The organism is Pseudanabaena biceps PCC 7429 (genome assembly GCF_000332215.1).
Lineage (GTDB): Bacteria > Cyanobacteriota > Cyanobacteriia > Pseudanabaenales > Pseudanabaenaceae > Pseudanabaena > Pseudanabaena biceps.
Window position 1 is genome coordinate 1 of record NZ_ALWB01000073.1, and the last position, 23,179, is coordinate 23,179.

Below are 23,179 nucleotides of genomic sequence, written 5' to 3' on the forward strand. Positions count from 1 at the left end.
ATTTATTTCTATTTTATCCCTCTTTTCTCCTAAGTATTTATACTCAGTGCCTAATTGAGATGCTCCCGAGCTTAATAACTATAAAAAACGATATAGTACCCAATTTAAACGATGGAGTAATGTTAAGAAAAATCGAGAAACTTTAACAGCAATTCGTAACACCTTAATCTCTGATCAAAAGGGAATTTGTGCATATTGTGAAATGGCTATTCACGAAAAACTTTACTCCGTTGAACACTTTATGCCCTGTGAACAATCAACTCCTGAAGTAAATCATGATTTAGATTGGCAAAATATGTTGGCGATCTGTCGTCCCCCTGGGGCAATTACAGAGGATGATTTAGCCAAATCAGAATTACCCCATAATTCACCCTGCTGTGGCAAAGCAAAAGATAACCTTATCCCTAGCGATCGCTTATTAAATCCGCTAAACCTAACCACATCACGTATATTTCGTTTTAGAAGTGAAGATGGTGAAATTTTTCCCGATGAAATCGCTTGTAAACAAGTTGGTATTCCTATCGAATATGCTGAATTTACTATTGAAACACTGAGACTCAATGTTCAAAGATTGAAAGCTCAGAGGTTAGCGGTAATTGATGAAATAAACAGAGAACTTGATGAGCGAGATGATGGTTTGGTTGATCCAACCTCACTAGAACAGCAAATTGCTTCAGAACATTTTGGTAACGGAGAAAAGAACTATCCCAGATTCTTCACAACTATTCGTTGGATTCTAGGAGAAAGTGCAGAAAAGCATTTAACCACTATTTCTTATTTGGGGTAGCTGATCGTCTTATATTTTTGGCATGAAAACTCTGACAGCTACATCTTGCAAAGGCTAACACGATGTCCAAACGATGTAAAAATAGTAGATCGATTCTACTGGAGAAAGATTAGGTGTCGGACAAATTTGATTACGATTTGATCATTATTGGTGCTGGCGTTGGTGGACATGGCGCAGCCCTCCATGCCGTCGCCTGTGGCTTAAAAACAGCGATCGTTGAAGATGGCGTAATGGGAGGAACCTGCGTTAATCGTGGCTGCATCCCCTCCAAGGCATTACTTGCCGCTTCGGGACGAGTGCGCGAAATGCGAGCAAAGTCTCACCTAAAGGCATTAGGCATTGAGGTGGGTGAAGTAAATTTCGATCGCGGAGCGATCGCTAGTCATGCCGATAACTTAGTCCTGAAATTGCGCGGCGACTTGACCAATAGCCTCAAGCGATTAGGCGTAGATATTTTAGAAGGTCGTGGTCGTGTGGCTGGCGTGCAGAAAGTTAGCGTTGGCGATAAGACCTACACCGCCAAAGATATTATTCTCGCCACAGGTTCCGAGCCATTCGTGCCACGCGGGATTCAAATCGATGGCAAAACTGTCTACACCAGCGATCAGGCTGTACGTCTAGAAACCTTGCCCCAATGGGTCGCCATTATCGGTAGTGGTTACATCGGGTTAGAATTTGCCGATGTTTATACCGCGCTAGGTTCGGAAGTGACGATGATCGAAGCTCTCGATATATTAATGCCTGGCTTTGATCCTGATATTGCCAAGATTGCGGAGCGTGTACTTCTCAAACCTCGCGATATCGAAACGAGAACGGGTGTATTCGCCACCAAGATTACCGCAGGTTCTCCCGTCAAGATTGAACTGACCGATGCCAAGACCAAGAAGGTAGTGGAAGTTCTGGAAGTGGATGCTTGCTTGGTTGCCACAGGAAGAATTCCGCTCACTAAGGATCTTGGTTTAGAAAGCGTTGGTATTGCGCCAAATCAGCGTGGATTCATTGATGTGGATGACACGATGGCAACTTCCGTTCCCCATCTTTGGGCGATCGGGGATGCGACTGGCAAGATGATGTTGGCTCACGCAGCTTCGGCTCAGGGTATTGTGGCGGTAGAAAATATTTCTGGTCGTTCTGCTACGGTTGACTATCAAAGCATCCCTGCGGCAGCATTCACCCATCCTGAAGTCAGCTTTGTCGGCTTGACTGAACCACAGGCTAAGGAAAAGGGTGCAGCCGAAGGCTTTAAGGTTGCCACCGCCAAGTCTTACTTTAAGGGCAATTCCAAAGCGATCGCTGAAGGAGAAACCGAAGGTCTAGCCAAGATTGTTTACCGCGAAGATACGGGCGAACTTTTGGGCGTGCATATCATCGGTATTCATGCTTCGGACTTGATCCATGAGGCATCGGCAGCAATACGCGATCGCCAAACGGTACAGAAGTTGGCGACGATTGTTCACGCTCACCCAACGCTTAGCGAAGTCTTGGATGAAGCATACAAACGCGCGGCACATATCTAAATAAAAAAGCACCCCGAAGGGGTGCTTTTTATTGAATTTGGAAGGTTGAGAATCTCATGCAATACGATATAGTCCAATCTGAAAATGCTCAAAAAATGATAATTAAAGGGAAACCTGAAGTCATTATTATGGTGATTTTAGGTATTTGGAGTTCAGCTTGTATGGCTCCATTATTTTCTTTTCCATTTATTGCGTATGACAGCCTCAATTCTATAGGGACAAAGACCCTAAGCTGCGAGCACAATGCACCCAAAAAAGTTATTTGCAAGCAAACTGCCGATCGCTTTTTAGGATATGCAAAGCCTGAGGAAACAACATGGCAAAATGTTACTAAAGCTGATTTTCATTTGGTTACACGTAAAAAGGGTCGTGACCAGCAATGGATTACCTTAAAAACTAATGAGACAGAAATAACTATATTTAGCGATCGCCTATCCTCTAGCCTAAATATGGAGGCTGAAGAGTTAGCCTTATGGGTAGAAAAGTTTAATAAATTTGTTGATTCTGGTAGTGGAAAAATAGAGTTAATTTATCCTGCAAGTCAACAATGGCAGGTGCTAATTTTCCCCTGTTTGCTTTTATTATTTCCTGTGATCGGCATATTGCTAGCTTATCTTTTATTGCAATGGCATTGTTTAACTTTTGACCGCAATGCACAATCTTTAATTTGGGAAGTACAAACAATTTTTGGCAAGCAGAATTATCAATTTTTACTGACAGATATCCAAGAAATTAAAATGACTAAGGTAAGAGGAAATAAAGGCGGAACCTTTTACTATATTAAAATCTACATTTATGGCAGAAAAAGCGCGATCGCGCTAGTTTCTAACTCGATCACAACTGCTCAAAATATGGCTCAAAACTTAGGTAGTTTTTTACAGATTAACGTGCAAGATTTTTCAAATCAAACCCCCCAAAGATGAGTGGCGGCGCTTCGCGCCGCCACTCATCTTTGGGGTTTTGATTCGGACTTATGCTTTATAGGGTTAGGGCTGTATAAATCGTCCAGCTATCCATCAGAATTAGGAGAAAGGTAAACACCAACAAAATCAGATACATCCAAGGCTGAGCAAGAGGACGCACCTGACTCATGTCGATACCCGTACGCTCTTCCACCCTTTGGATTAATCGTGAAAACCCAACTACCCGCATTGGCAATAGGTAGGCTCGATCTGATGCTTTGCTTACAAAATAATAAACAATCCCTCCCTGTCCCGTAATCCTTGGTTTTAGTGTGGCGATATCCTGCCAAGGTAAGAACCAACCTTTACGCAAAAAAGTAGGAAACCACCAAGCATAAACAAGTCTAATGCCTTCGTCATCAAGAACTACGCGATCGCTTAACGCCCCATACAAAAAAACAAAGCCGATCACCAGCACGATACTCAACCATGCGGCAGGAACTGAGGAATGAGTAAAATTGCTCAAAAATGGTAAAGGAACCGTGAGCGCAAGATAAAGCAGTAGCAAGGTAATCCGAATCAGGGGTGAGACTTTAAAGGTGTCGATCATAAAAATAGCAAGCGTCGGGATTTTATGTTTTAGGCGATCGCAATTAACTTAACATTGTTTTTTAGGGGTAATCTGATAAATGATGGATATGATTAACAATCAAATTAACAATCAAAAACACTTACATACAGTACGGATGGTGTAAAACGTGGGTTGGCGTGTACGTGGCGTTCGTGGTGCAACAACAGTTGAGGCAAATACATACGAAGCCCTAGAGAGGGCTGTGCTAGAGCTTATGGAGGAGATCGAAGCACAAAATGATATCGATCCGCGTGAAATCGTGAGTGCTACTTTTTCGGCAACGACAGATATTGATGTCGTCTTTCCTGCCAAAATCGCCCGATCGCGATCGCAATGGGAGAATGTGCCGCTTTTGGATGTACAGCAAATGTACGTTCAGGGCAGCTTAGCGCGCTGTATCAGGGTGTTAATTCATGTCAATACGCCGCTTGAGCAGCACCAGATTAAGCATATTTACTTAAATGGAGCGAGAGATTTGCGCCCCGATCTTGTCTATGCGCAAGTTTAGGAAAGCCAAATTTAGGAAAATAAAGGGGCAACTAAAGGCTCTTCTTATTTTTTAAGCTTTTTACTAGCGATTGCTATAAGATCGGCTACAGTTAACATCACAGTTAACATCATCACAGTTAACATCATCACAGTTAACATCATCACAGTTAACATCATCACAGTTAACATCAATAGTTGCATAGCGGTTTTCGATATTTCTAGGGTTATCTAAAGGCTCAAAAGCTTTGCTGAATCAGATCTTAGTTTTTTAGGTTTCAAAGCTAAGCTTTCAAATAAGTCTGGACGCATTTGAAAATTGCTATGGCTGATTTTGTAGGATTTTTAAAGAGTAACTATGCTTTAGCAAGCTATTACTCTGGTATCGGTTCAAATGTATAAATAGCCCTATGGTCACAAGAATTTTCCTGTGTAACGAGCAGACAGAGCCAGAGATTCGCGATTTCATTCGTGAAGCGATCGCCGATATCTCCGAGGGGGAGCAGTATATCGTTACTTGGAACTGCGGCAATATTCAAACGCTCAAGGTGGGCGATCGCGCATATTTCAAGCGGATTGGTAGCGCCAATCAGGGTTATTTTGCTTCAGGAACTGTCGTTCCCGCTGATCGGGAATATCAACTAAAACTGCGATCGGCGCGTTACCGCGAACTCAGCGAAGCCTACGATATTGACTCTCAGGTTAATAACTTTCGGATTTGGGTCGCATGGGATGCCTGCGTCAGTTTCGATGAACCGCTCAGAACCGATTATCTGCGCCAATTGCCCCATTTTCAGGGTATGCCCCTCGAACCGCAAACCGATGCAGGGGTGTTTCGCGAAGAATACGTACGGATGCTAGATCGCGAGTGGGAACGCCAAACCCAAAAGGCATTTCGTGCGGGCAAGGGGATTAGTCTCGTAGATGTCTATTACCGCTGGGGCTTAGAGGACATTCAGCAGGGCTTCCCACAGGATGCTCTAGAGTCCTTTCGTCAAGCCCTCAAACTCAACCCGAACTTCATTAAGGCTTACTTAGGATTGGGTGATGCCCATGTAAGTTTACGCGAATATGCGAAGGCAGTTGGTGATTATGGCAAAGCAATTTCCATGCGTCCCGACAAAGCCCGTCTGGCGTATTTTAAGCGCGGCGAAATTAATTTTTTACTCGGACAGTTGCAGCAAGCCATGGCGGATTTTCAGGCGGCGATCGCCATCGATCCCAACTATGCCGATGCGCATATGTCCTTGGGCAATACCTACTTTAAGCTCAGGAGCTACGAACAGGCGATCGCTTGTTTTAGCCGCACCCTTGAGCTAAGCCCCGAACGCGACTTAGCGGTATTTCGGCGCGGGCGAGCCCATTACATTTTGAAGGAATTTCCCGAAGCAATTCGCGACTTTAGTCATGCGATCGAATTACAGCCCAGCAATGTTGATGCCTACTACTATCGCGGCTTAACCTATTCTCAACCCGATATAGCCGATGAGACCCTCGCTGGGGACGATCTGCGGAAGGCGATCGTGCTGTATCAAACTCAAGGTAAACCCGACAAGGCAAAGAAAGCGAAGGAGTTTCTCGAAACCCTTGCCATCGATTCTCTTCCTAAAGCAAAACCAAGAAGTAACTACGCGATCGCCCCTGCGGCAACCTCCATACCTGAAGCTGATGCCCCTAATACGGTGGAGCCAGTCGTAGCGAAAAAGATTGTCAGTGATGACGAAGAAACTAGTGACCTCATCATTGAGTTGCCTCCGCATACCCAGCCAATGGCAATTCCCGTTGAAAATTTTGCCGACACTGAAGAAGCGATCGCGGTCTTTTCTAGCTCAGAAGTAATTACATCGCCTCCGCCTGAAACGATCGAGAGGATTGTGGAAGTCGAGAAGATCGTCGAGAAGTTGGTCGAGGTGGAGAAACTTGTCGAAGTCGAGAAAATCGTCGAGATTGAAAAAATCGTCGAGGTGGAGAAGCTCGTCGAAGTCGAGAAAATCATCGAGGTAGAGAGGGTCGTAGATCGCGTAGTTGATCGTATTGTCGATCGCATTGTGGAGAAACCGATTCCTTTCTCGATCGAAGATCCCAGTACTGCCGAAAAACTAGCCATGATTTCCGTGATGGCTCAATATATGCGCGATGGCTGGATGGTGCGATCGGTGGACAAGTCCCAAGTTGGCTACGATCTCGAATGTACCAAGGACAATCGCTGCGAAGCAGTAGTAATTAAAAGCTTTACCAGCGATCGCGACTCCTTTGCAATTTCAGCGATCGAGATTGAAAATGCCCGTAGCAACAAAGATTTTGTGCTGTGGGTAGTCAGCGGTGCAGCCGAAAATCCAGAATTACGTTGTCTGCGCGGACGCGAACTATTCGAGCAATTCGACCTCGACCCGCTCGCCTTCGCCGCCAAAGTCCGACAAGCTGCCGTCCAGTTAGAATTCGCACCAGTTGCTCTAGAAATGCCACAATTCGAGTAAGTAGCTAGGCATAAGTAAACTTAAAACCGAGAAGAGCATACCGCCCGCTGCGCGGGCGGTATGCTCTCTGGTTTTGGTTTTTAATTATGCCGAACTACTTAGTAATCAAAAAACAACGGATGTCTAAGGGCTGCGACTTCTCTCAGCCAAACTATCCCGATTGCTCCCATTATCGTCAGCCGCACGCTCGTTACAAGTTATGACTTTATACCAAAGCTCAAAATGGCTACGCCATTTTGAGCTTTGAAAATACTAATACCAATTCCCAAAATGGCGTAGCCATTTTGGGAATTGGTATAAAAGCTTCTTAATTTTTGAGGAGGTCTAACAATCAACAGTGCAATCACAGTCGATTACTCTAATACCAAGAAATTTGTGCATGGTGCAACTTATACAAATGATCCTCTACAAATGCTCCTCAAGATGAAAGCTGGTAAGTAATTGGGCATAATTAAAACCCAGAATCAAAACCTGTAGCGTACTCGCAGCGTGCGCTACAGGTTTTGATTCTGGGTTTTATATTTAATTGTACCTAGTTACTTAGCAATAACAGTTATCGTTAATTACACGATCAAAGAGAGCACTATCAAGCTATGGACTCCCAACTCTTTTGAGACTGCTATATTATGGTGAAATCAAAGCCAGTGTTAGAGATCAAGTTTTATGACCCGCAAATCTTGGGATAGCTATTTAGAATTAGGTTTATGGGATGGAGAAAGTGACAAATCAAAAAAACATAAGTCTTTTCATCTACCAGGAGCTAAGCCCCATTACAACCCCGATCGCCCAGGACAAGTCGAGCATATTGCCCTAGATTTGGTGCTTGATATCCCCCAGCAAGCGATCGCTGGTAGCTGCAAAATTCGTTTGCGTCCTGTGCGTGATGGCATCACCGATCTGAATTTAGATGCTGTCAGCCTGAGAATCGATAGCGTATCGATTACCGATCGCATTGAAGCAAAACCCGATCCTGATAAGGCTAAATGCAAGTTCGATTACGATGGCGAATTTCTCAAGATTTATCTGAACGAACCAACAAGAGCAGGCATTCCCATCGAAATTGCGATCGCCTATGCAGCCGAGCAACCTCAGAGGGGAATTTATTTTGTGCAACCTACCGAACATCAACCCGATAAACCCACGCAGGTCTGGACTCAAGGTGAAGATGAAGATTCACGCTATTGGTTTCCTTGCTTTGACTACCCTGGACAACTGGCTACTTCCGAGATTCGGATTAAAGTTCCTAAAGAATTAATGGTGATTTCTAATGGGGAATTGATCGAAGTTAAGGATCTCAAAAAAGAGAAGATTTATCATTGGTCACAGAAAGAAGTTCATCCCAGCTATCTGATGACCTTAGCGATTGGCGACTTTGTAGAAGTAAAGGACGAATGGAAGGGTAAGCCCGTCACCTACTATGTCGATAAATCTCGCACCGCCGAAGAAGCCATCTTAACGATGGGTAAAACCCCAAAAATGATCGAGTTCTTTAGCGAAAAGTATGGCTATGACTATGCTTTTCCCAAATACGCTCAGGTCTGTGTCGCTGATTTTATTTTTGGGGGCATGGAAAATACTTCTACGACACTACTAACTGATCGCTGCGTATTAGACCAGAGAGCCGCGATCGACAATCGCTCCAGTGAAAGTCTAGTTGCCCATGAGTTAGCGCACCAATGGTTTGGGGATCTATTGGTGATCAAGCATTGGTCGCACGCATGGGTCAAGGAAGGCGCGGCAACCTATGCAGAAGTACTCTGGACAGACCATGAATATGGAGCCGAAGAGGCTGCTTATTATTTACTAGGCGAAGCACGACGCTATATTTCCGAAGATCGCGATCGCTATCGTCGTCCGATGGTGACCCATGTCTATCGCGAAGCGATCGAACTCTACGATCGCCATATCTATGAAAAGGGTGGCTGTGTCTATCATATGCTCAGGACAGAGCTAGGCGACGAGCTATTCTGGAAGGCAATTCATCATTTTGTCAGGACTAATGCCCATAAAACCGTAGAGACAATCGATCTCCTCAGGGCGATCGAGGAAGCCACAGGCAAAAACTGTCTGTTCCTTTTCGATCAGTATGTATTTCGTGGCGGACATCCTGAATATAAGATCGGCTATAGCTGGGATGGCGATAACAAATTGGCAAAGATCTCCGTTACCCAAACACAGGAAGAACTATTTGACCTAAGGATTCCCATTGGCTTTGGGTTTGAAGAAGAAGCCCCTCAAGTGTTTACGGTGCGCGTATTTGAAAAAGATCAAGCCTTTTACTTCCCCTTGCCCCAGAAACCTAAATACATTAGCTTCGATCGCGGCAATAACTATCTCAAACAAGTCAGTCTCGACTATGGAATGACCGAACTAAAAGCGGGTTTGCAGTCTAACCCCGATCCGATTGCCCGCATTCAATGCGCTGAGGCTTTAGCCAAAAAAGGCGGTTTGGAATCGGTAAAAGCTTTAGGAGCAGCCCTTCTATCCGAACCTTTCTGGGGCGTACGGGTAGAGATCGCCGAGAATCTCGCTTCCATCAAACTTGATCAAGCCTTTGAAGCCCTAGAAAAGGGTTTAGAAGATACCGATGCCAAGGTAAGGATAGCGGTAATTACGGGATTGGCGCAGAACAAGGTACAAAAGAGTTTAGATCTCATCAAACCTTTTATCAAGAAAGGCGATCCTAGCTACAACGTAGAAGCCACTGCGGCGCGACTAACGGGCGAACTTGCCGCTGCCTTGAGCACCGAACGTGAGCCTTCTAAAGTGGTGAAACTTTTACAAACCGTCCTCAAAGAGCGATCGGGATGGAATGAAGTGGTTAGATCGGGAGCGATCGCAGGTTTAGCCAAGCTCAAGGATTCCGACGAAGCAATGGAAACCATTATCAAGTATACGGAACCTGATGTACCGCAACCATTACGCCTTGCCTCAATTCGCGCCTTAGGAGCGATGGGGAAAGCCCAAACCAAACCCAAAACCGAACAGATTCTCAATCGGTTGAAAGTAATCGCGCAGGAGACCTTCTTCTTAACTCAGATGTCTGTCGTCGGTGCATTGGGGCAAATTGATAGTGCGAGTGCTATAGGAGTACTACATTCTCTTTCCGACTCTACGCCCGATGGCAGAGTACGCCGCGCCGCTGATGAAGCAATTCAGCGCGTCCAAAAAGCGATCGGTAAGGATGCAGGCTTAAAGCAGTTGCGCGAAGAACTCGATCAATTGCGCAAGGACAATCAAGATCTCAAAAGTCGTCTAGAAGCGATCGAAGCAAAAGCCAAACCATAAAATGTCAATCGACATATAGCTAATACCAATTTCCAAAAGTGTGGCTACACTTTTGGAAATTAAAAACCAAACCCAGTAAGGGTTTTTAAATCACAAAATGGCTACACCATTTTGTGATTTGGTATTAAAGACCAAGAGTTAACAAAAAAATAAGATAGATAAATCGCTTTGATAGCAATATAGTTAGACTGGATTGCAAAGCTTTAGTCGCAAGTTGTTGCGCCGTTTGTTTGTTCCCCTTATGAAATTCTTGCCATGCCAAGTTGGCATAAGAGGAACTTTCACGCCGCCCTCTGATATAGCTTAACTGCACTATAGTCATGGGATGGCTGATTTGAATTGATGCAGGTAGCCAAGCAAAAGCATGAACGTAATTTGGATCTAATATTATTTTAAATGCATCCTGCAATTCATAGGATGGAGCTAGATCGTAAAATTTACTTTCCGTCTGATGCCTTGAAAAAGGTTGCTTACCAAATACTTCCGACTCATCCTTGCTAGGGCTGTTAATAAATTTCTTAAGCAAATCTTCCGTAACTCGCTGAAAATATTCAGGTTTACATTCTTGAGGCTGTAAATGTTTTGTGAGCATCTTCGCAAAATCAGTAACTGCTTGATGTTGAACTAAGACTCCCCAGACAATTCCGCTCTCATTTTTCTCAGAACGAAGAATGGGGACGTAACTTTCATTCTGCCTTTCGTATCTCACCGTACTGCCGTGATCCCCCGCCATAAATAGCTCTAGAATCTGTGGATCGCATAGAAAATAACGTTCGCAGCGATCGCTAACTTTTAGAAAATAGGGCATTAATAGATCGCTAGAAAAAGCCTGAGTACTACTAAGTAAACCAAAGAAAAATCCTTTTAATCCCGTATCAGGGTAGATTTTCCCAGCCGCTAATAGATTACTTAGCGATCGCTGAGATTTTCCAGACCAGCCAATATCAACCGTTGCAAAAGGGACTCCATCTGCCATCCCCTCCTGTTTAAAGTATCCAACAGCTTTCTCCCGATAGTTGGCAGCCATAGATAGGATTCGTTCTGAAACAGAATCTTCTTGAAAGACTTTTTTTAAAGTATTTTTTTCACTATCCGTTAGATCTTTATCCCAACTATTCGATAACAATCCATAATTAGTTAAAACATCTGCAATCGTCTCAGGCTGCAAATTAACTCTCTGACAAATAATACGAATCGAAAGAAAGCCTGGATTATCAAAAAGCCAATTAAATTCTTGTTCGCCCAATGATTCAATGGCAGGGAAGTGAAAAGCTTGTCTTGACCCATAAAAATAGCGGCAATCAATTGGATAATTCCACTGACTACATATTACTTGCGCGACCTTGTACAGAATTTGCCCATCTCTCGCCATAAAATAAAGTCTTTTAATCCCCTGTAACTCTGCTTCCGTTAAAACCCAATAAACAAAACCAAAAATTAGCGGAGAAATGACATTAGATGCAGTATTCCAAATAGTCTGTTTGCTTGCTTCAGTTTCAGACCCCTGTAACCGACATAATCGACTCGTTTCAGCGAGAAGAGTGCGAAAGCCAAGAGGTAGGCTGATATTACCTGCTATCAGGTTTTCATAACGATTCATATCGGCTTTCAAAGAGTTTGAAAATTGCATAATCTTACAGGCTCTAAGGTGAAAACAACTTTTAATATTTAAAAAATATTTTTTAAATTGGAACGCCCAACACGAATATTGGAGATTTAAGAGCCTTGATAGAGTGCTATATGTCTTTCTAAAAAAAGCTGCTTAGAAAATTTATGTTCAACATCTTGGCGAGCTTGTTGGGCGATCCGATCTAAAATCGGAGACAGCAAGGCTTGACGGAGAGCATTGTTTAAAGCTTCTTGATTAGTAGGTTCAACCAAAAAGCCGTTTTGACCATTCTGGATCATTTCAGGTACTCCACCAGTGGAAAATCCTACAATCACAGTTAATGAAAGCATTGCTTCTAAAACTGTCAGAGGCAGATTGTCTGCAAGAGAACAAAACAACATAATGTCAGAGGCAGCATAGATCTTTGACATGGAATCAGGATTACTAATGAATCCCATTTCTAACACCTCTAAACCTTGCAGCGCTGATCTGATCTCATCATTACAATGTCCAACCGCCAACACAACAGGAGCCAAATCTCGACAGCTTTGTAGAGCTTCAATAGCATATTTTACGCCTTTATGTGGGGCTGCCAAATAGTTTGCCGATATAGTCACTACTTTCCTATGTTCTGCAATAGCAAGAATTCTTTTAGCTTCATTTCTATTAAGGATTGGGCAAGATTCTGGATCTATGCCATTAGGGATAATTACAGGGAGTACTTTATATGACAAAGATAATTCTGCTTGATTGGCAATCCATTGACTAGGAAAAATATAGCGAATCATATTGTTTTTAGAAAGCCATCTCTTGATAGATTGAACTTCTTTCGTCCGATCGCGTATTCTGTCTTGCCATCTATTTTGCGGTAATTGTGGGCAGTTGTGACAATGACTAATAAATTTTTCGCAGCCAGAAGGGTAAAGGCAACCGCCAGTAAAAACCGAGCAATCATGTATGGTGAAAAAAGTAGGTTTCTTTCTAGCGGTCAAAGCTAAAGTTAGAGGTGAAATTGCACTATAGAGATCATGAAAATGAATGACATCATAATCGTTGATTATATTTCCCAAGTTCAGCCAATATTCCATTGGAAAAAACTCTCTAAGCCCAAAACGACCTGTCGCAGAATGAACTGACTTACATAGCTTTTGAGCCCGTCCTTCGCCATATAAGTTCTTTTGAAAAGGATATGCTTTGATATCTGCAAAGGCGATAAAGTGGTCAGTTGGATACCCAGCTTCATTTAGCCATACTGCCAAATCCTCAGCTACTCTACTTGCACCACCGCTATATCTACCTGACTTACTAACGATCGCTATTTTCATGTTCTATAGCATCACATAATTTTTGGTGAATGAGAATTTATATATTTATTGATTTTTTTGTACCCTTTTTTTAATATTGTCTTCATAATAGCTATCATCTCGTAATAGGAATCTATTTTATGTAAAGCAAGTAATACTAAAACGAAACGAGTAATTACATCCTCAGAACTTACAAGACGCTTGCTGGATTTTATGAAAGATTCAGAACCCAGTCGAGTTAAAAAATTGCCACCCTGCTCTTTTTCTAGATATTTGGAAATCTTTAAGAGTGTTTGAATTGCTAGAGGATGGGAATGGCTACAAAGCAATTGGGCTTCATCGGCAGTACAACCATATAGAGTAGGAGCGTTCTCAGCCAAGCACTTGTGAGCAAGATCGAAGATGCGGTTTTCACGTATAGCCGCTTGAGTAGTACTAAGGGGATGTACTCGATAATAGATCAGTTTTTGATTGAGATTTGCAAGTTTGAAGTGAGATGCTAAGCGCAACCATAAATCGTAATCTTCTACATTTTTTAGATCTCTGTAGTTCCCAACCTTGAGTACCGCAGATTTTCTAAAAAGAACACTTGGATGACAAATGCAATTGGAGCTTAACATGATATGAACAATGTCATCATGGTTTTCAGGTATAAAATAATCATACTCCTGAAAATTATTTTTGTCGTCAATATATTGTTGTTGGCTGCCGACGAAGGCAACTTCAGGATTCTCTTTTAAAAAAGCGATCTGTTTCTCTAAGCGATCGGGAAAGTTAACATCATCCGCATCAATTCGAGCGCAAAATTCTGTATTACATTCCTCGACTAATCTTTTTAAAGATCCTCCTACTCCATAGGGTTCGCCAGTAAATACTTTACCTGGTAGACGACTAGGAATCCACTTATCCAACTCTTCCAAAGTTCCGTCAGTCGATCCATTGTCCCATACTAAAACTTCCCAGTCTTTATAAGTCTGAGCTTCTATCGAGGCAAGTGTTTCTGGTAAATATGGCATACCATTGAGAATTGGAATTAGCCATGTTACGCGATCGTTCATAGGTGTATCAATAAACAACTTCGCAATACTTATTCGCTGCTCAGAAGCGTAAATTTACAAGTTACCGCACCGTCAAAAGTACGTTTTGCGCCGTATCCTTCCTTGGCGGAATCAACAACTTCAATATCAAAGGTAGGCTCAACGAAGTCCAAGACATTATTACTTCTAGTATCAGCAAGCCAAAATCCGACAACATATGTATCAGGATTTAGATGAAGTTCCTCGATTCTTAGCTTAAATATATTCTGTCCTGCGTTTAAAGTTACTATTTGTCCGAGAGAAGCAATATCCGCATTGACTAGTTTTACGCCTAAACTATTGTAAATTGTAACAGCTAGACTCCCAATTAATCGCTCTTCATTCGATTCAATACCTAAAGTGAATTCTAGAACACCGTTGGGATAGGGATGGGAATAGGTACTATCGTTAAAACTACTGTACTGAAATTTTGTAAATCGAGCTTCACCAGTTCCAGATCTATTTACGTTAGATAAATCAATCCATTCATTAGGGGAAGACTCCTGTGAATTGTTAGACAAATAAATTGTCATAACATTACTGGTTATATCATTAGCAATTAATTTACCTTTCTCAAGCATTAAACATTTGGAACATAGCCGTTGGATCGCATCCATATTATGACTGACAAACAAAACTGTCCGCCCTTCATCCTTTGATATGCTTTGCATTTTACCAAGGCATTTTTTTTGAAATTGGACATCCCCGACTGCTAGCACCTCATCTACAATCAAAATTTCTGGCTCTAGGTGTGCAGCTACTGAAAAAGCAAGTCGGGTATACATACCCGATGAATATTTTTTAACGGGGGTATCAATAAACTTAGAAACTCCTGCAAACTCAACGATTTCATGGAATTTTTTTTGAATTTCTACTTTTCCCATCCCGAGGATGGCTCCATTAAGATAAATGTTTTCTCTTCCTGTCAACTCTGGATGAAAACCAGTTCCTACTTCTAATAAACTTGCTACTCGACCCCTGATGGAAATTCGACCGCTTGTTGGTTCTGTAATTCTACTTAATATTTTTAGTAATGTCGATTTGCCTGCGCCATTACGACCAATTACACCAATTCTATCTCCTTGCTTAATTTCAAAAGAAACATTTTGAAGGGCTAAAAATTGCTCGCGACTGGAATTATTTATACCTTCACTAGAAGACTTTAGGAGTTTTTGGCTGAAAGATTTTATGCCATAACTTATTGTTTCTCGTAGAGATTTTGAATAGCTTGCAGATCCATCTCCTTGGTGATTAATTGTGTAAGACTTGGATAGATTCTCTACTTTGACAGCAGTTTCAGACATATATTTCACTCCATCTAATCTTTCTATTTAAATATGCAGGCTCCTTAAATCACATCGGCAAAGGTTCGTTCCATCTTACGAAAATACCAAATCCCACTCCAAAGCAATAAAAACACGAAAGCCATTGACAGACTAAAACCTGGTAAGTAGATCTTGGAATCTCCTCCTAAAATAGCCCACCGAAAGCCATCTATTACGCCGACCATGGGATTAATCGAATATAATAATCTCCACTGCTCTGGCACAATGCTACTACTAAATCCCACTGGGGAAATGTACAAACCAAACTGGACGATAAAAGGAACTACAAAGCGAAAGTCACGATATTGAACGGTTAAAGATGCAAGCCATAGCCCTGCTCCCATGGATGCTGCGGTCGCAATTAGAATGAAGAAGGGCAGTGTTAGGATACGCCAGTCTGGAACAAAGTTATACCATGCCATTAATCCAAGTAGGATCATGCCAGAGATCATGAAGTCTACAAAGCTGACGATGATCGCACTTGTGGGAACGATTAGGCGGGGGAAGTAAACTTTAGAAATTAGGTTGGCGTTACCAACTAGGCTATTACTGCATTCACTGAGGGCATTGGAGAAAAACTGCCAAGGTAACATTCCAGCGAATACTAGGATCGGATAAGGTACTCCTTGAGATGGTAATTTCGCGAGCTGCCCAAACACTACCGTAAATACGACCATTGTTAGAAAAGGTCTAATTAAAGCCCATGCGATACCGATCGCAGTTTGTTTGTAACGAACTAAAATATCACGCCAAGCAAGAAAATAAAACAGTTCACGATATCGCCAGAGGTCTTTCCAATATTGCTTTTCGGTACGACCAGCTTCAATCACGAGTTCTTTTGTGGCAGCGATATTTTGGTCGTTCATAATGTTGGTTTAACTCAGTACGTTATAAAAATATCGAAGAAATCGAAGCGCAAGTTGTCTAGATAATTTAGCACTAGTTTACTTAGCACTAGTTTACTTAGCACTAGTTTAGAACTGGCGCAAGAAACGTAAGTCGCTTGTAAATAAACGACGAATATCGTCAATTTTATGTAAAACCATTGCCACGCGATCTACGCCAAATCCCCAAGCAAAGCCCGTAACTATTTCGGGATCGTAGCCAACAGCTTTGAAAACATTGGGGTCGACCATACCACATCCTCCTAATTCTAGCCAACGGCCATTCCACATAACATCAACTTCAGCAGATGGTTCGGTGAAAGGGAAATAACTGGGGCGGAAGCGGATTGGGCATTCACCTAGTAGCTCTTCGACGAAGGTTTTAACAGTGCCTTTGAGATCACCAAAGGTTAACCCCTCTTCGACTGCTAAAAGCTCAATTTGGTGGAAAATTGGTGAGTGAGTCGCGTCAATATCATCCTTACGATAAACTCGTCCAGGGCAAGCAATTCTCAGAGGTGGCTCGTTTTCTTCCATATAACGGATTTGTACCGAGGAGGTTTGCGATCGCAGCAGCTTGCCATCACTTAAATAGAGAGTATCAGCCATGTCGCGGGCAGGGTGGTCGGCAGGCGTATTCAAAGCCTCAAAGTTATAATAATCGGTTTCAATCTCAGGTCCTTGAGCGACGGTAAAACCTAAGCCAACCAAGATATCCAACATGCGATCGATCGTACTTTGAATGGGATGCTGTCTGCCTTGATAGGAACGTAAAATTCCAGGCATAGTTACATCAAGAGTTTCAGATTCAAGTTGCTTAGCTATTACCAATTTCTGAATGCTAATCTTACGTTCTTCTAACTGAGTTTGTAATGTTTGTTTAACTTGATTAGCGATCGCGCCTACCTGAGGACGCTCTTCTGCTGATAGCTTGCCCATTGCTCCGAGAATCTGAGAGAGAGTGCCTTTCTTTCCTAAGTACTCCACCCTTAACTGTTCCAACTCTTCAGGAGTTTGCACATCCCCAACTGACTTTGTGGCGATTTCTGCCAGAGATTGCAATTGAGCAGTTAAGCCCTCTAAATCCGTTGCCATCAACGTTTCCTTATATATTTATGAAGATTTTGCTCTCATCACTTTAGCAGAAAATATACAAACTCTACGGCTATTTTGAGATTGATAGTTCTCTTTCGCCAAACATCAAAAGAGTTCTGGCGGTTTTTTCTATTTATAGCGTTTGGCACAGCAACTTGAACCCAGAAATTTTTAAAAATATTGCTTTGCCTTCACAAAAGTGTGACAACACTTTTGTGAATTAAAAAACAAACCTAGTACTCCCTTCCCAGTGAAGAATTAGACGTTGCGGCGCAAAGCGCCGCAACGTCTAATTCTTGGTTTTGTATGTCTATTTCTTTGGTGGGAAGGGAGTAACACCAAAACTAAAAATGGCGTAGCCATTTTTAGTTTTGGTATTGCTTTCCTACAATTACAACCCTTAAAAAGATAAGGAGTTGGGGACAAAATCCCCAACTCCTTATCTTTTTAAGATGAGCTCTTAATTTCTATCTGCTGACTGAAGCTAAGAATGCCATCGGATCGACCGCACTACCACCGTTAGGACGGATCTCAAAGTGGAGGTGGGGACCAGTACTAAATCCAGTGCTACCCATAGCAGCAATTAACTGACCTTGGCTAACGCTCTGTCCTTCTTTGACATGAATTTCGTTGAGGTGACCGTATCTGGTGATCGTGCCATCGGGATGACGAATATCAATCATATTGCCATAACCGCCATCACTCCAGCCCGCGTAATCTACAACACCTGTAGAAGCAGCTAAAACTGGTGTACCAATGGGAGCAGCAATATCGATACCTTGGTGAACTCGACCCCAGCGCCAGCCAAAACCAGATGTAATTACGCCATCGGCAGGCCAAATAAAGCCACTCGATAAGCCGTAATCCTGTACATCGGGGAGGTAAGCACTAGCAGTTAGTTGCGGTAACTGGGGAGTTACACCCGAACGATCGCTTGGATTGGCGATCGCCGCACGGCTACTGTCAAAGTTGCGATCGGGATTTGGAGATGCGTTGAGGTTTGCTGAAGCAATTCTTGCCGCTTCAATCTTACGAGCTTCTTCAGCTTTACGTGCCGCTTCTTTAATTTCAGCGTCGCGAACTTTAGCATTTAGCTGATCTACTTCCGATTCCAGCCTTTTAACTTCAAGGGAAGTCATTCTAGCTTCGGGATCGGGTAACAAAGCGACTTGGTTGGGCTGAGCAGTTGTGGCAGTCTGTTGATCGACCGATGCCGATGCAGGCACTTTGGGGGCGAGGCTAGATGCGGCTACTCTTGTCGGAATTTGCACATTTGGTTCAGATGCAGGCTGAGGTGATGTGGAGACAGGCTCGGCAGAGTTGTTAACACTTTGCTCGATCGCTCGGTTTGTAGGTATGCTGGGAGCCGATACTGCGGCTACGGGAGCAGTTTTCACACTCGGTTCGGCTACAGGCTGGTTAGGTGATTCCGCAGGAGTATTACGCAGACTAGTCTTTTGCTCGGTGAGCAAAGATGTAGGTATTTGGGGAACCGACAAAGCTGCGGCAATTCTGGCAGGAAGCTGTACTTTAGGCTCAGCTACTGGCTGAGACGAATTAGCTTCGAGGGGAATCGAGCGGTTGGCGCTGTACTGTTCGGCAGCACTTGCCGTAGGAATCGATGGGGTAGAAATCGATCTTGCGGGTAAATTAAGCGCTGTGGGAGATAAATTAGGGTTTTTATTGCTATTAGGAGCACCCAACTCACCCAATAGTCGATCAGGAGCGAATGGGAATAGCGCTACAGCCACCTTGGTAACTGGCTCGCTGGCAATAGGTAAACTGGGATTAACAGCCGTAGGCTTTAGTTGCAAGTTAGATGATTGCTCTTGTACGGGAGCGCTAGGGAGGTTTGCGGATGCTTCAGTCCCCGTTAATTGCATCAAGCCATCCCAAGTCAGCCCGCGATTAGCAGCGGCAATCTTGGTTGTTGATTTCGGTAGCACCATGGGAGTAGCCGCAGAAACCCTAAGCTGCTCGACTTCTCTTGGCAAGCTAGGTGAAGATGGTGTATCTAGGTTTCTGGTTGTTTCAGACAGGGTCGCTACAGGGGGCGGTACTTGCTTGCTGGGCTTTTCATTAATAGAAGCGGCAACTGTTTGAACAGGAGGCAGGTTGCGCTCTTGAGGGAGATTTAACTCTTGATTTAATTCTAACCATTGAGGATTTTCTAGCTTATTAGCCTCAATAATTGCCTTTTGGTTGATGCCATAGCGACGAGCAATGGTTTCAATCGTATCGCCGTTTTGAACCTTGTAGGAAACGTACTTAGGTTGCTTGGAAATCTCATTTTCCGCAACATTAGCCTTCGTGCTGGTGCTAGCCAAGGTCACAGTTGCTTTTTTGCCTTCTAAAGCTTGCAAACGCTGCATTAAGCGTTCTTTCTCGGCTAATAACTGCCGCTTAACATGACCTTCCTTAACTTGCATTAAAGTAGCGACATTACCAGGGATCACTAGGGGCTGATCGATCGCTAAAAAGTCACCAGAAGCGAGGGAAGTAAACTTAACAATTTCGCTCTTAGGAACGTTGTAATAGTTGGAAATAGCTTCGAGTGTATCGCCTGGCTTAACCTTATGAACTAAACCGTTCACAGGGGGAATCAATAACTTTGCTCCAGGCTGTAACTCGGTATTGGCACTTATGTTATTGGATGCTGCTATCGCTGCTGCATCAACTTGATAAACTTGCGTCAATTTCCAGAGGGTTTCATCTTCACGCACCTCGTGGACAATTACGCCTTGAGAGTTATCCCATGTGCCTGAAGCGATCGCGCTTCGCGCCATCTCATACTTACGATCTTGGTTTTGCGCCATCACATCCGTCAAAGTTCGTGATGAGGTCGCAACTGGCGTTACCTTAAGATTATTATTCGCTGTTTGTTGGTTGATCAACACCCCCACGGTTCCCGCAGATAAGGCGAGCCCTAAAACTGCTAGCGAACGACGAACTTTCAAAGAGGATATCTTTTCGCCCAATGTCAGGGAAACATTAGTCGTCAGATCCTCGTCTTTGGAAGATATCTTTTTCAAAAAACTGCCTCCTCTAAATCTAGCTTTGCCCCTGATAAATCAAGTGTGAGAATAAAGCGAGCTAAATAATTAAGCTTTTTTAAATTAGCAAAATCATCAACTCAGCAAGGAGCGATTACACATCATAAGTTACCTTGATCTTTTCCTTAAAACAAGTTCACTGCGAACAGTTAAAAGTTCAATTTTGTGCATCAAAACTCCTTGGATAGACAAACGCATGTTCTGAGTTAGTTTGTCAAGCACCAGTTTGGTAAAGTAATCTTGCAAAATCTATAAAAAAATAGTTTGTGCTTAACTATGTCTAAAGATAGTTTTTGGCAAAACTTTTGCTCCCCCCAGAGCTACTTTTTTGAGTCTACAAGATGATTTTACTTAATCAAGAATCTTAAGGTATCTCTCATCTCGATAGATAGCAAGAGCAGTTATTAGAGTTTTTCATTCAGGTTATCTTTAAATATCTCATTCTTACGCTTATTTACTACGTTTATTGATTTAAATTGATTTTTCTTTTGTGTAACCTTTTTTTAACAATCTACGGCAAAAAACTTTACCGAATAATTTCCGAGTAAGAGACAACACCTAAATTGCTGAAGGCTTAAATTGCCCGCTAAAGGCTTAATTTGTAAGCTAAAGGCTTAACTTGCCATTTACTTGTAAGTAGCTAAGTATAAATAAACTTAAAACCTAGAAGAGCATACCGCCCGCGTAGCGGGCGGTATGCTCTTCTAGGTTTTGGTTTTTAATTATGTGGAACTACTCAATGATCGCGTCAATGATCGCGATCGCAGGATGTATGGATAATTACATTGGGTACAGGAATAGCTTAAAATTACTTTAAAAATGCCTTAAAGAATGAAATCACATTTGGAGATAGCAGCTTTCAGCAGCATAGCTAAGTCATAGGGAACTTGCCTGTATTACTAGGTTAGAACAACTTTAATGTACTTGATATGCCCGAAATATGCCCGAAAATGTTATCTGGCTAATAGGTAAACTTTCAGAATCAGGATAGTCAACCCTCAATGTTGGATATCCTGATTCTGAAAGTCTACTTTTTAGCAATATCGGCTAATTTAAAGACTTTTTAGGAAAAGAAGATCTATGAGCATTGGATATCTCGCGCTGGTCTTACACGCTCACCTACCCTACGTTCGTCACCCCGAAAGTGACTATGTGCTTGAAGAAGAATGGTTATATGAGGCGATTACTGAGACCTATATTCCCCTAATCAAAGTCTATGAGGGACTCAGGCGAGATGGCATTGATTTCAAAATGACCATGAGTATGACACCACCATTGGTATCTATGCTACGCGATCCTCTTCTGCAAGAGCGCTATGACAAACACCTCGCCCTCTTACAGCAATTGGTGGAACTTGAGGTCATTCATAACGAACATAATGGTCATGTTAAGTATCTTGCGGAGTACTATGTCAAAGAATTTGCGGAAACTCGCGAAATTTGGGAAAAATATAGCGGCGATCTGATAACTGCATTTAAGCAATTTCAAGACACCAATAATCTGGAGATTATTACCTGTGGGGCGACTCACGGCTATCTGCCACTAATGAAAATGTATCCAGAGGCAGTTTGGGCGCAGCTAGAGGTTGCCGTTGAACATTACACCAACGAATTTGGGCGGGCTCCGAATGGAATTTGGTTACCAGAATGCGCCTATTACGACGGATTAGAGCGAATGCTTGCCGATGTGGGTCTACGCTATTTCCTTACCGATGGGCATGGAATTTTATATGGTCAACCCCGCCCTAGATTTGGAACCTACGCCCCTGTTTTTACGGAAACAGGAGTTGCCGCCTTTGCTCGTGACCACGAGTCCTCGCAGCAAGTATGGTCATCGAAGGTGGGCTACCCAGGTAATCCCGTTTATCGTGAATTTTATAAGGATTTGGGATGGGAAGCTGACTATGAGTATATCAAGCCATTCATCATGCCTAACGGTCAGCGAAAAAATACAGGGGTCAAGTATCACCGCATTACAGGTAGCGATTTTGGCTTAGATGCAAAACAACTTTACGATCCCTACTGGGCGAAAGAGAAAGCAGCCGAACATGCGGCGAACTTTATGCAAAATCGCGAGCGTCAGGTTGGCTATCTCCATGAAATGATGGGTCGTCCACCATTGGTAGTATCTCCCTATGACGCAGAGTTATTCGGACATTGGTGGTATGAAGGTCCTTGGTTTATCGATTTCTTGATTCGTAAATCCTATTACGACCAAACCACCTATGAAATGACCCATTTGGCAGATTATCTGCGAGATAATCCGACCCAGCAGGTATCGCGTCCCGCTCAATCTAGTTGGGGTTACAAAGGTTTCCACGAATATTGGCTAAATGAGACTAATGCTTGGGTCTATCAACATTTGCATAAAGGTGCGGAGCGGATGATTCATTTGTCCTATCGCGAACCTGCCGATGATTTAGAATGGCGGGCTCTCAATCAAGCCGCAAGGGAGCTACTTTTAGCTCAATCCTCGGACTGGGCATTTATCATGCGTACGGGCACTATGGTTCCCTATGCAGTAAGAAGGACGCGATCGCATTTAATGCGATTGGAGAAATTATTTGATGATATTGAGGCTGGCAAGATTGACTCTGGATGGCTGGAGAAGATTGAGTATATTGACAATATCTTTCCCGATATCAATTACAGAACCTATCGTCCACTGACGGCTGGCTAAGCGCGATCTGGATGTTTTTATAGCTAAGCCCAAGAGGCGAATGGCGGCGCAAAGCGCCGCCATTCG

The 23,179-nt window shown here is 43.0% G+C and carries 14 protein-coding genes and 1 pseudogene; 7 read left to right on the plus strand and 8 right to left on the minus strand.

Translation table 11 applies throughout. The features are described 5' to 3' along the window. Positions 1-118 precede the first annotated feature (118 nt). From PSE7429_RS10060 to PSE7429_RS10070, 3 genes and pseudogenes are all read left to right on the plus strand, one after another. Positions 119-787 (plus strand): annotated as a pseudogene (locus PSE7429_RS10060) (retron system putative HNH endonuclease); the annotation flags it as partial. Between the two features lie 113 nt (positions 788-900). Continuing rightward, on the plus strand, positions 901-2,304 hold the full coding sequence (gene lpdA, locus PSE7429_RS10065; RefSeq protein WP_009627054.1) for a dihydrolipoyl dehydrogenase: 1,404 nt from the start codon (positions 901-903) through the stop codon (positions 2,302-2,304). Between the two features lie 56 nt (positions 2,305-2,360). Beyond that, positions 2,361-3,227: a hypothetical protein gene (locus PSE7429_RS10070; RefSeq protein ID WP_009627055.1), complete on the plus strand. Its 867-nt coding sequence runs from the start codon at positions 2,361-2,363 to the stop codon at positions 3,225-3,227. Positions 3,228-3,282: 55 nt separating this feature from the next. Here PSE7429_RS10070 and PSE7429_RS10075 read toward each other — a convergent pair whose 3' ends face one another. Beyond that, positions 3,283-3,816, minus strand: a complete 534-nt coding sequence (locus PSE7429_RS10075; protein WP_009627056.1) for a hypothetical protein — start codon at positions 3,814-3,816, stop codon at positions 3,283-3,285. A gap of 148 nt (positions 3,817-3,964) precedes the next feature. Here PSE7429_RS10075 and aroH point away from each other — a divergent pair, with 148 nt between their 5' ends. The 3 genes from aroH to PSE7429_RS10090 all read left to right on the plus strand — a co-directional run bounded on the left by aroH (position 3,965) and on the right by PSE7429_RS10090 (position 10,088). Further along, positions 3,965-4,345 (plus strand): chorismate mutase, encoded by a 381-nt coding sequence (aroH, locus tag PSE7429_RS10080; RefSeq protein WP_009627057.1) that lies wholly within the window; start codon positions 3,965-3,967, stop codon positions 4,343-4,345. 388 nt (positions 4,346-4,733) lie between these two features. Beyond that, positions 4,734-6,800: a tetratricopeptide repeat protein gene (locus PSE7429_RS10085; protein ID WP_009627060.1), complete on the plus strand. Its 2,067-nt coding sequence runs from the start codon at positions 4,734-4,736 to the stop codon at positions 6,798-6,800. A 663-nt stretch (positions 6,801-7,463) separates the two neighbouring features. Next, positions 7,464-10,088, plus strand: a complete 2,625-nt coding sequence (locus tag PSE7429_RS10090) for a M1 family metallopeptidase (protein ID WP_009627061.1) — start codon at positions 7,464-7,466, stop codon at positions 10,086-10,088. A 124-nt stretch (positions 10,089-10,212) separates the two neighbouring features. Here the strand turns inward: PSE7429_RS10090 and PSE7429_RS10095 are convergent, their stop codons facing one another. The 7 genes from PSE7429_RS10095 to PSE7429_RS10125 all read right to left on the minus strand — a co-directional run bounded on the left by PSE7429_RS10095 (position 10,213) and on the right by PSE7429_RS10125 (position 20,413). Then, the gene (locus PSE7429_RS10095) at positions 10,213-11,718 is read right to left on the minus strand and encodes a hypothetical protein (RefSeq protein WP_009627062.1); all 1,506 of its coding nucleotides are present in this window, start codon (positions 11,716-11,718) and stop codon (positions 10,213-10,215) included. An 86-nt stretch (positions 11,719-11,804) separates the two neighbouring features. Then, entirely contained in the window at positions 11,805-13,022 is a 1,218-nt protein-coding gene (locus PSE7429_RS10100; protein WP_009627063.1) for a glycosyltransferase, read from the minus strand. A gap of 11 nt (positions 13,023-13,033) precedes the next feature. After that, complete coding sequence (locus PSE7429_RS10105) at positions 13,034-14,059, minus strand: glycosyltransferase (protein WP_009627064.1); 1,026 nt, start codon at positions 14,057-14,059, stop codon at positions 13,034-13,036. 29 nt (positions 14,060-14,088) lie between these two features. Then, on the minus strand, positions 14,089-15,381 hold the full coding sequence (locus tag PSE7429_RS10110; protein WP_009627065.1) for an ABC transporter ATP-binding protein: 1,293 nt from the start codon (positions 15,379-15,381) through the stop codon (positions 14,089-14,091). Between the two features lie 44 nt (positions 15,382-15,425). Further along, a complete protein-coding gene (locus tag PSE7429_RS10115; RefSeq protein WP_009627066.1) occupies positions 15,426-16,268 on the minus strand; it encodes an ABC transporter permease in 843 nt (280 codons plus the stop codon). Between the two features lie 108 nt (positions 16,269-16,376). After that, on the minus strand, positions 16,377-17,381 hold the full coding sequence (pheS, locus tag PSE7429_RS10120) for a phenylalanine--tRNA ligase subunit alpha (protein ID WP_009627067.1): 1,005 nt from the start codon (positions 17,379-17,381) through the stop codon (positions 16,377-16,379). Between the two features lie 467 nt (positions 17,382-17,848). Then, on the minus strand, positions 17,849-20,413 hold the full coding sequence (locus PSE7429_RS10125; RefSeq protein ID WP_009627068.1) for a peptidoglycan DD-metalloendopeptidase family protein: 2,565 nt from the start codon (positions 20,411-20,413) through the stop codon (positions 17,849-17,851). Positions 20,414-21,514: 1,101 nt separating this feature from the next. Between PSE7429_RS10125 and PSE7429_RS10130 the strand changes: the two genes are divergently transcribed. Then, entirely contained in the window at positions 21,515-23,113 is a 1,599-nt protein-coding gene (locus PSE7429_RS10130) for a glycoside hydrolase family 57 protein (RefSeq protein ID WP_009627069.1), read from the plus strand. The last annotated feature ends 66 nt before the right edge of the window (positions 23,114-23,179 follow it).

What these genes read in the sequence shown, in the direction of transcription:
- PSE7429_RS10130 (WP_009627069.1), top strand. Translation starts at nt 21,515, where the DNA reads ATGAGCATTGGATATCTCGCGCTGGTCTTACACGCTCACCTACCCTAC.
- PSE7429_RS10115 (WP_009627066.1), bottom strand. Translation starts at nt 16,268, where the DNA reads ATGAACGACCAAAATATCGCTGCCACAAAAGAACTCGTGATTGAAGCT.
- PSE7429_RS10100 (WP_009627063.1), bottom strand. Translation starts at nt 13,022, where the DNA reads ATGAAAATAGCGATCGTTAGTAAGTCAGGTAGATATAGCGGTGGTGCA.
- pheS (WP_009627067.1), bottom strand. Translation starts at nt 17,381, where the DNA reads ATGGCAACGGATTTAGAGGGCTTAACTGCTCAATTGCAATCTCTGGCA.
- PSE7429_RS10095 (WP_009627062.1), bottom strand. Translation starts at nt 11,718, where the DNA reads ATGCAATTTTCAAACTCTTTGAAAGCCGATATGAATCGTTATGAAAAC.
- PSE7429_RS10075 (WP_009627056.1), bottom strand. Translation starts at nt 3,816, where the DNA reads ATGATCGACACCTTTAAAGTCTCACCCCTGATTCGGATTACCTTGCTA.
- PSE7429_RS10090 (WP_009627061.1), top strand. Translation starts at nt 7,464, where the DNA reads ATGACCCGCAAATCTTGGGATAGCTATTTAGAATTAGGTTTATGGGAT.
- PSE7429_RS10070 (WP_009627055.1), top strand. Translation starts at nt 2,361, where the DNA reads ATGCAATACGATATAGTCCAATCTGAAAATGCTCAAAAAATGATAATT.
- PSE7429_RS10105 (WP_009627064.1), bottom strand. Translation starts at nt 14,059, where the DNA reads ATGAACGATCGCGTAACATGGCTAATTCCAATTCTCAATGGTATGCCA.
- PSE7429_RS10085 (WP_009627060.1), top strand. Translation starts at nt 4,734, where the DNA reads ATGGTCACAAGAATTTTCCTGTGTAACGAGCAGACAGAGCCAGAGATT.
- PSE7429_RS10110 (WP_009627065.1), bottom strand. Translation starts at nt 15,381, where the DNA reads ATGTCTGAAACTGCTGTCAAAGTAGAGAATCTATCCAAGTCTTACACA.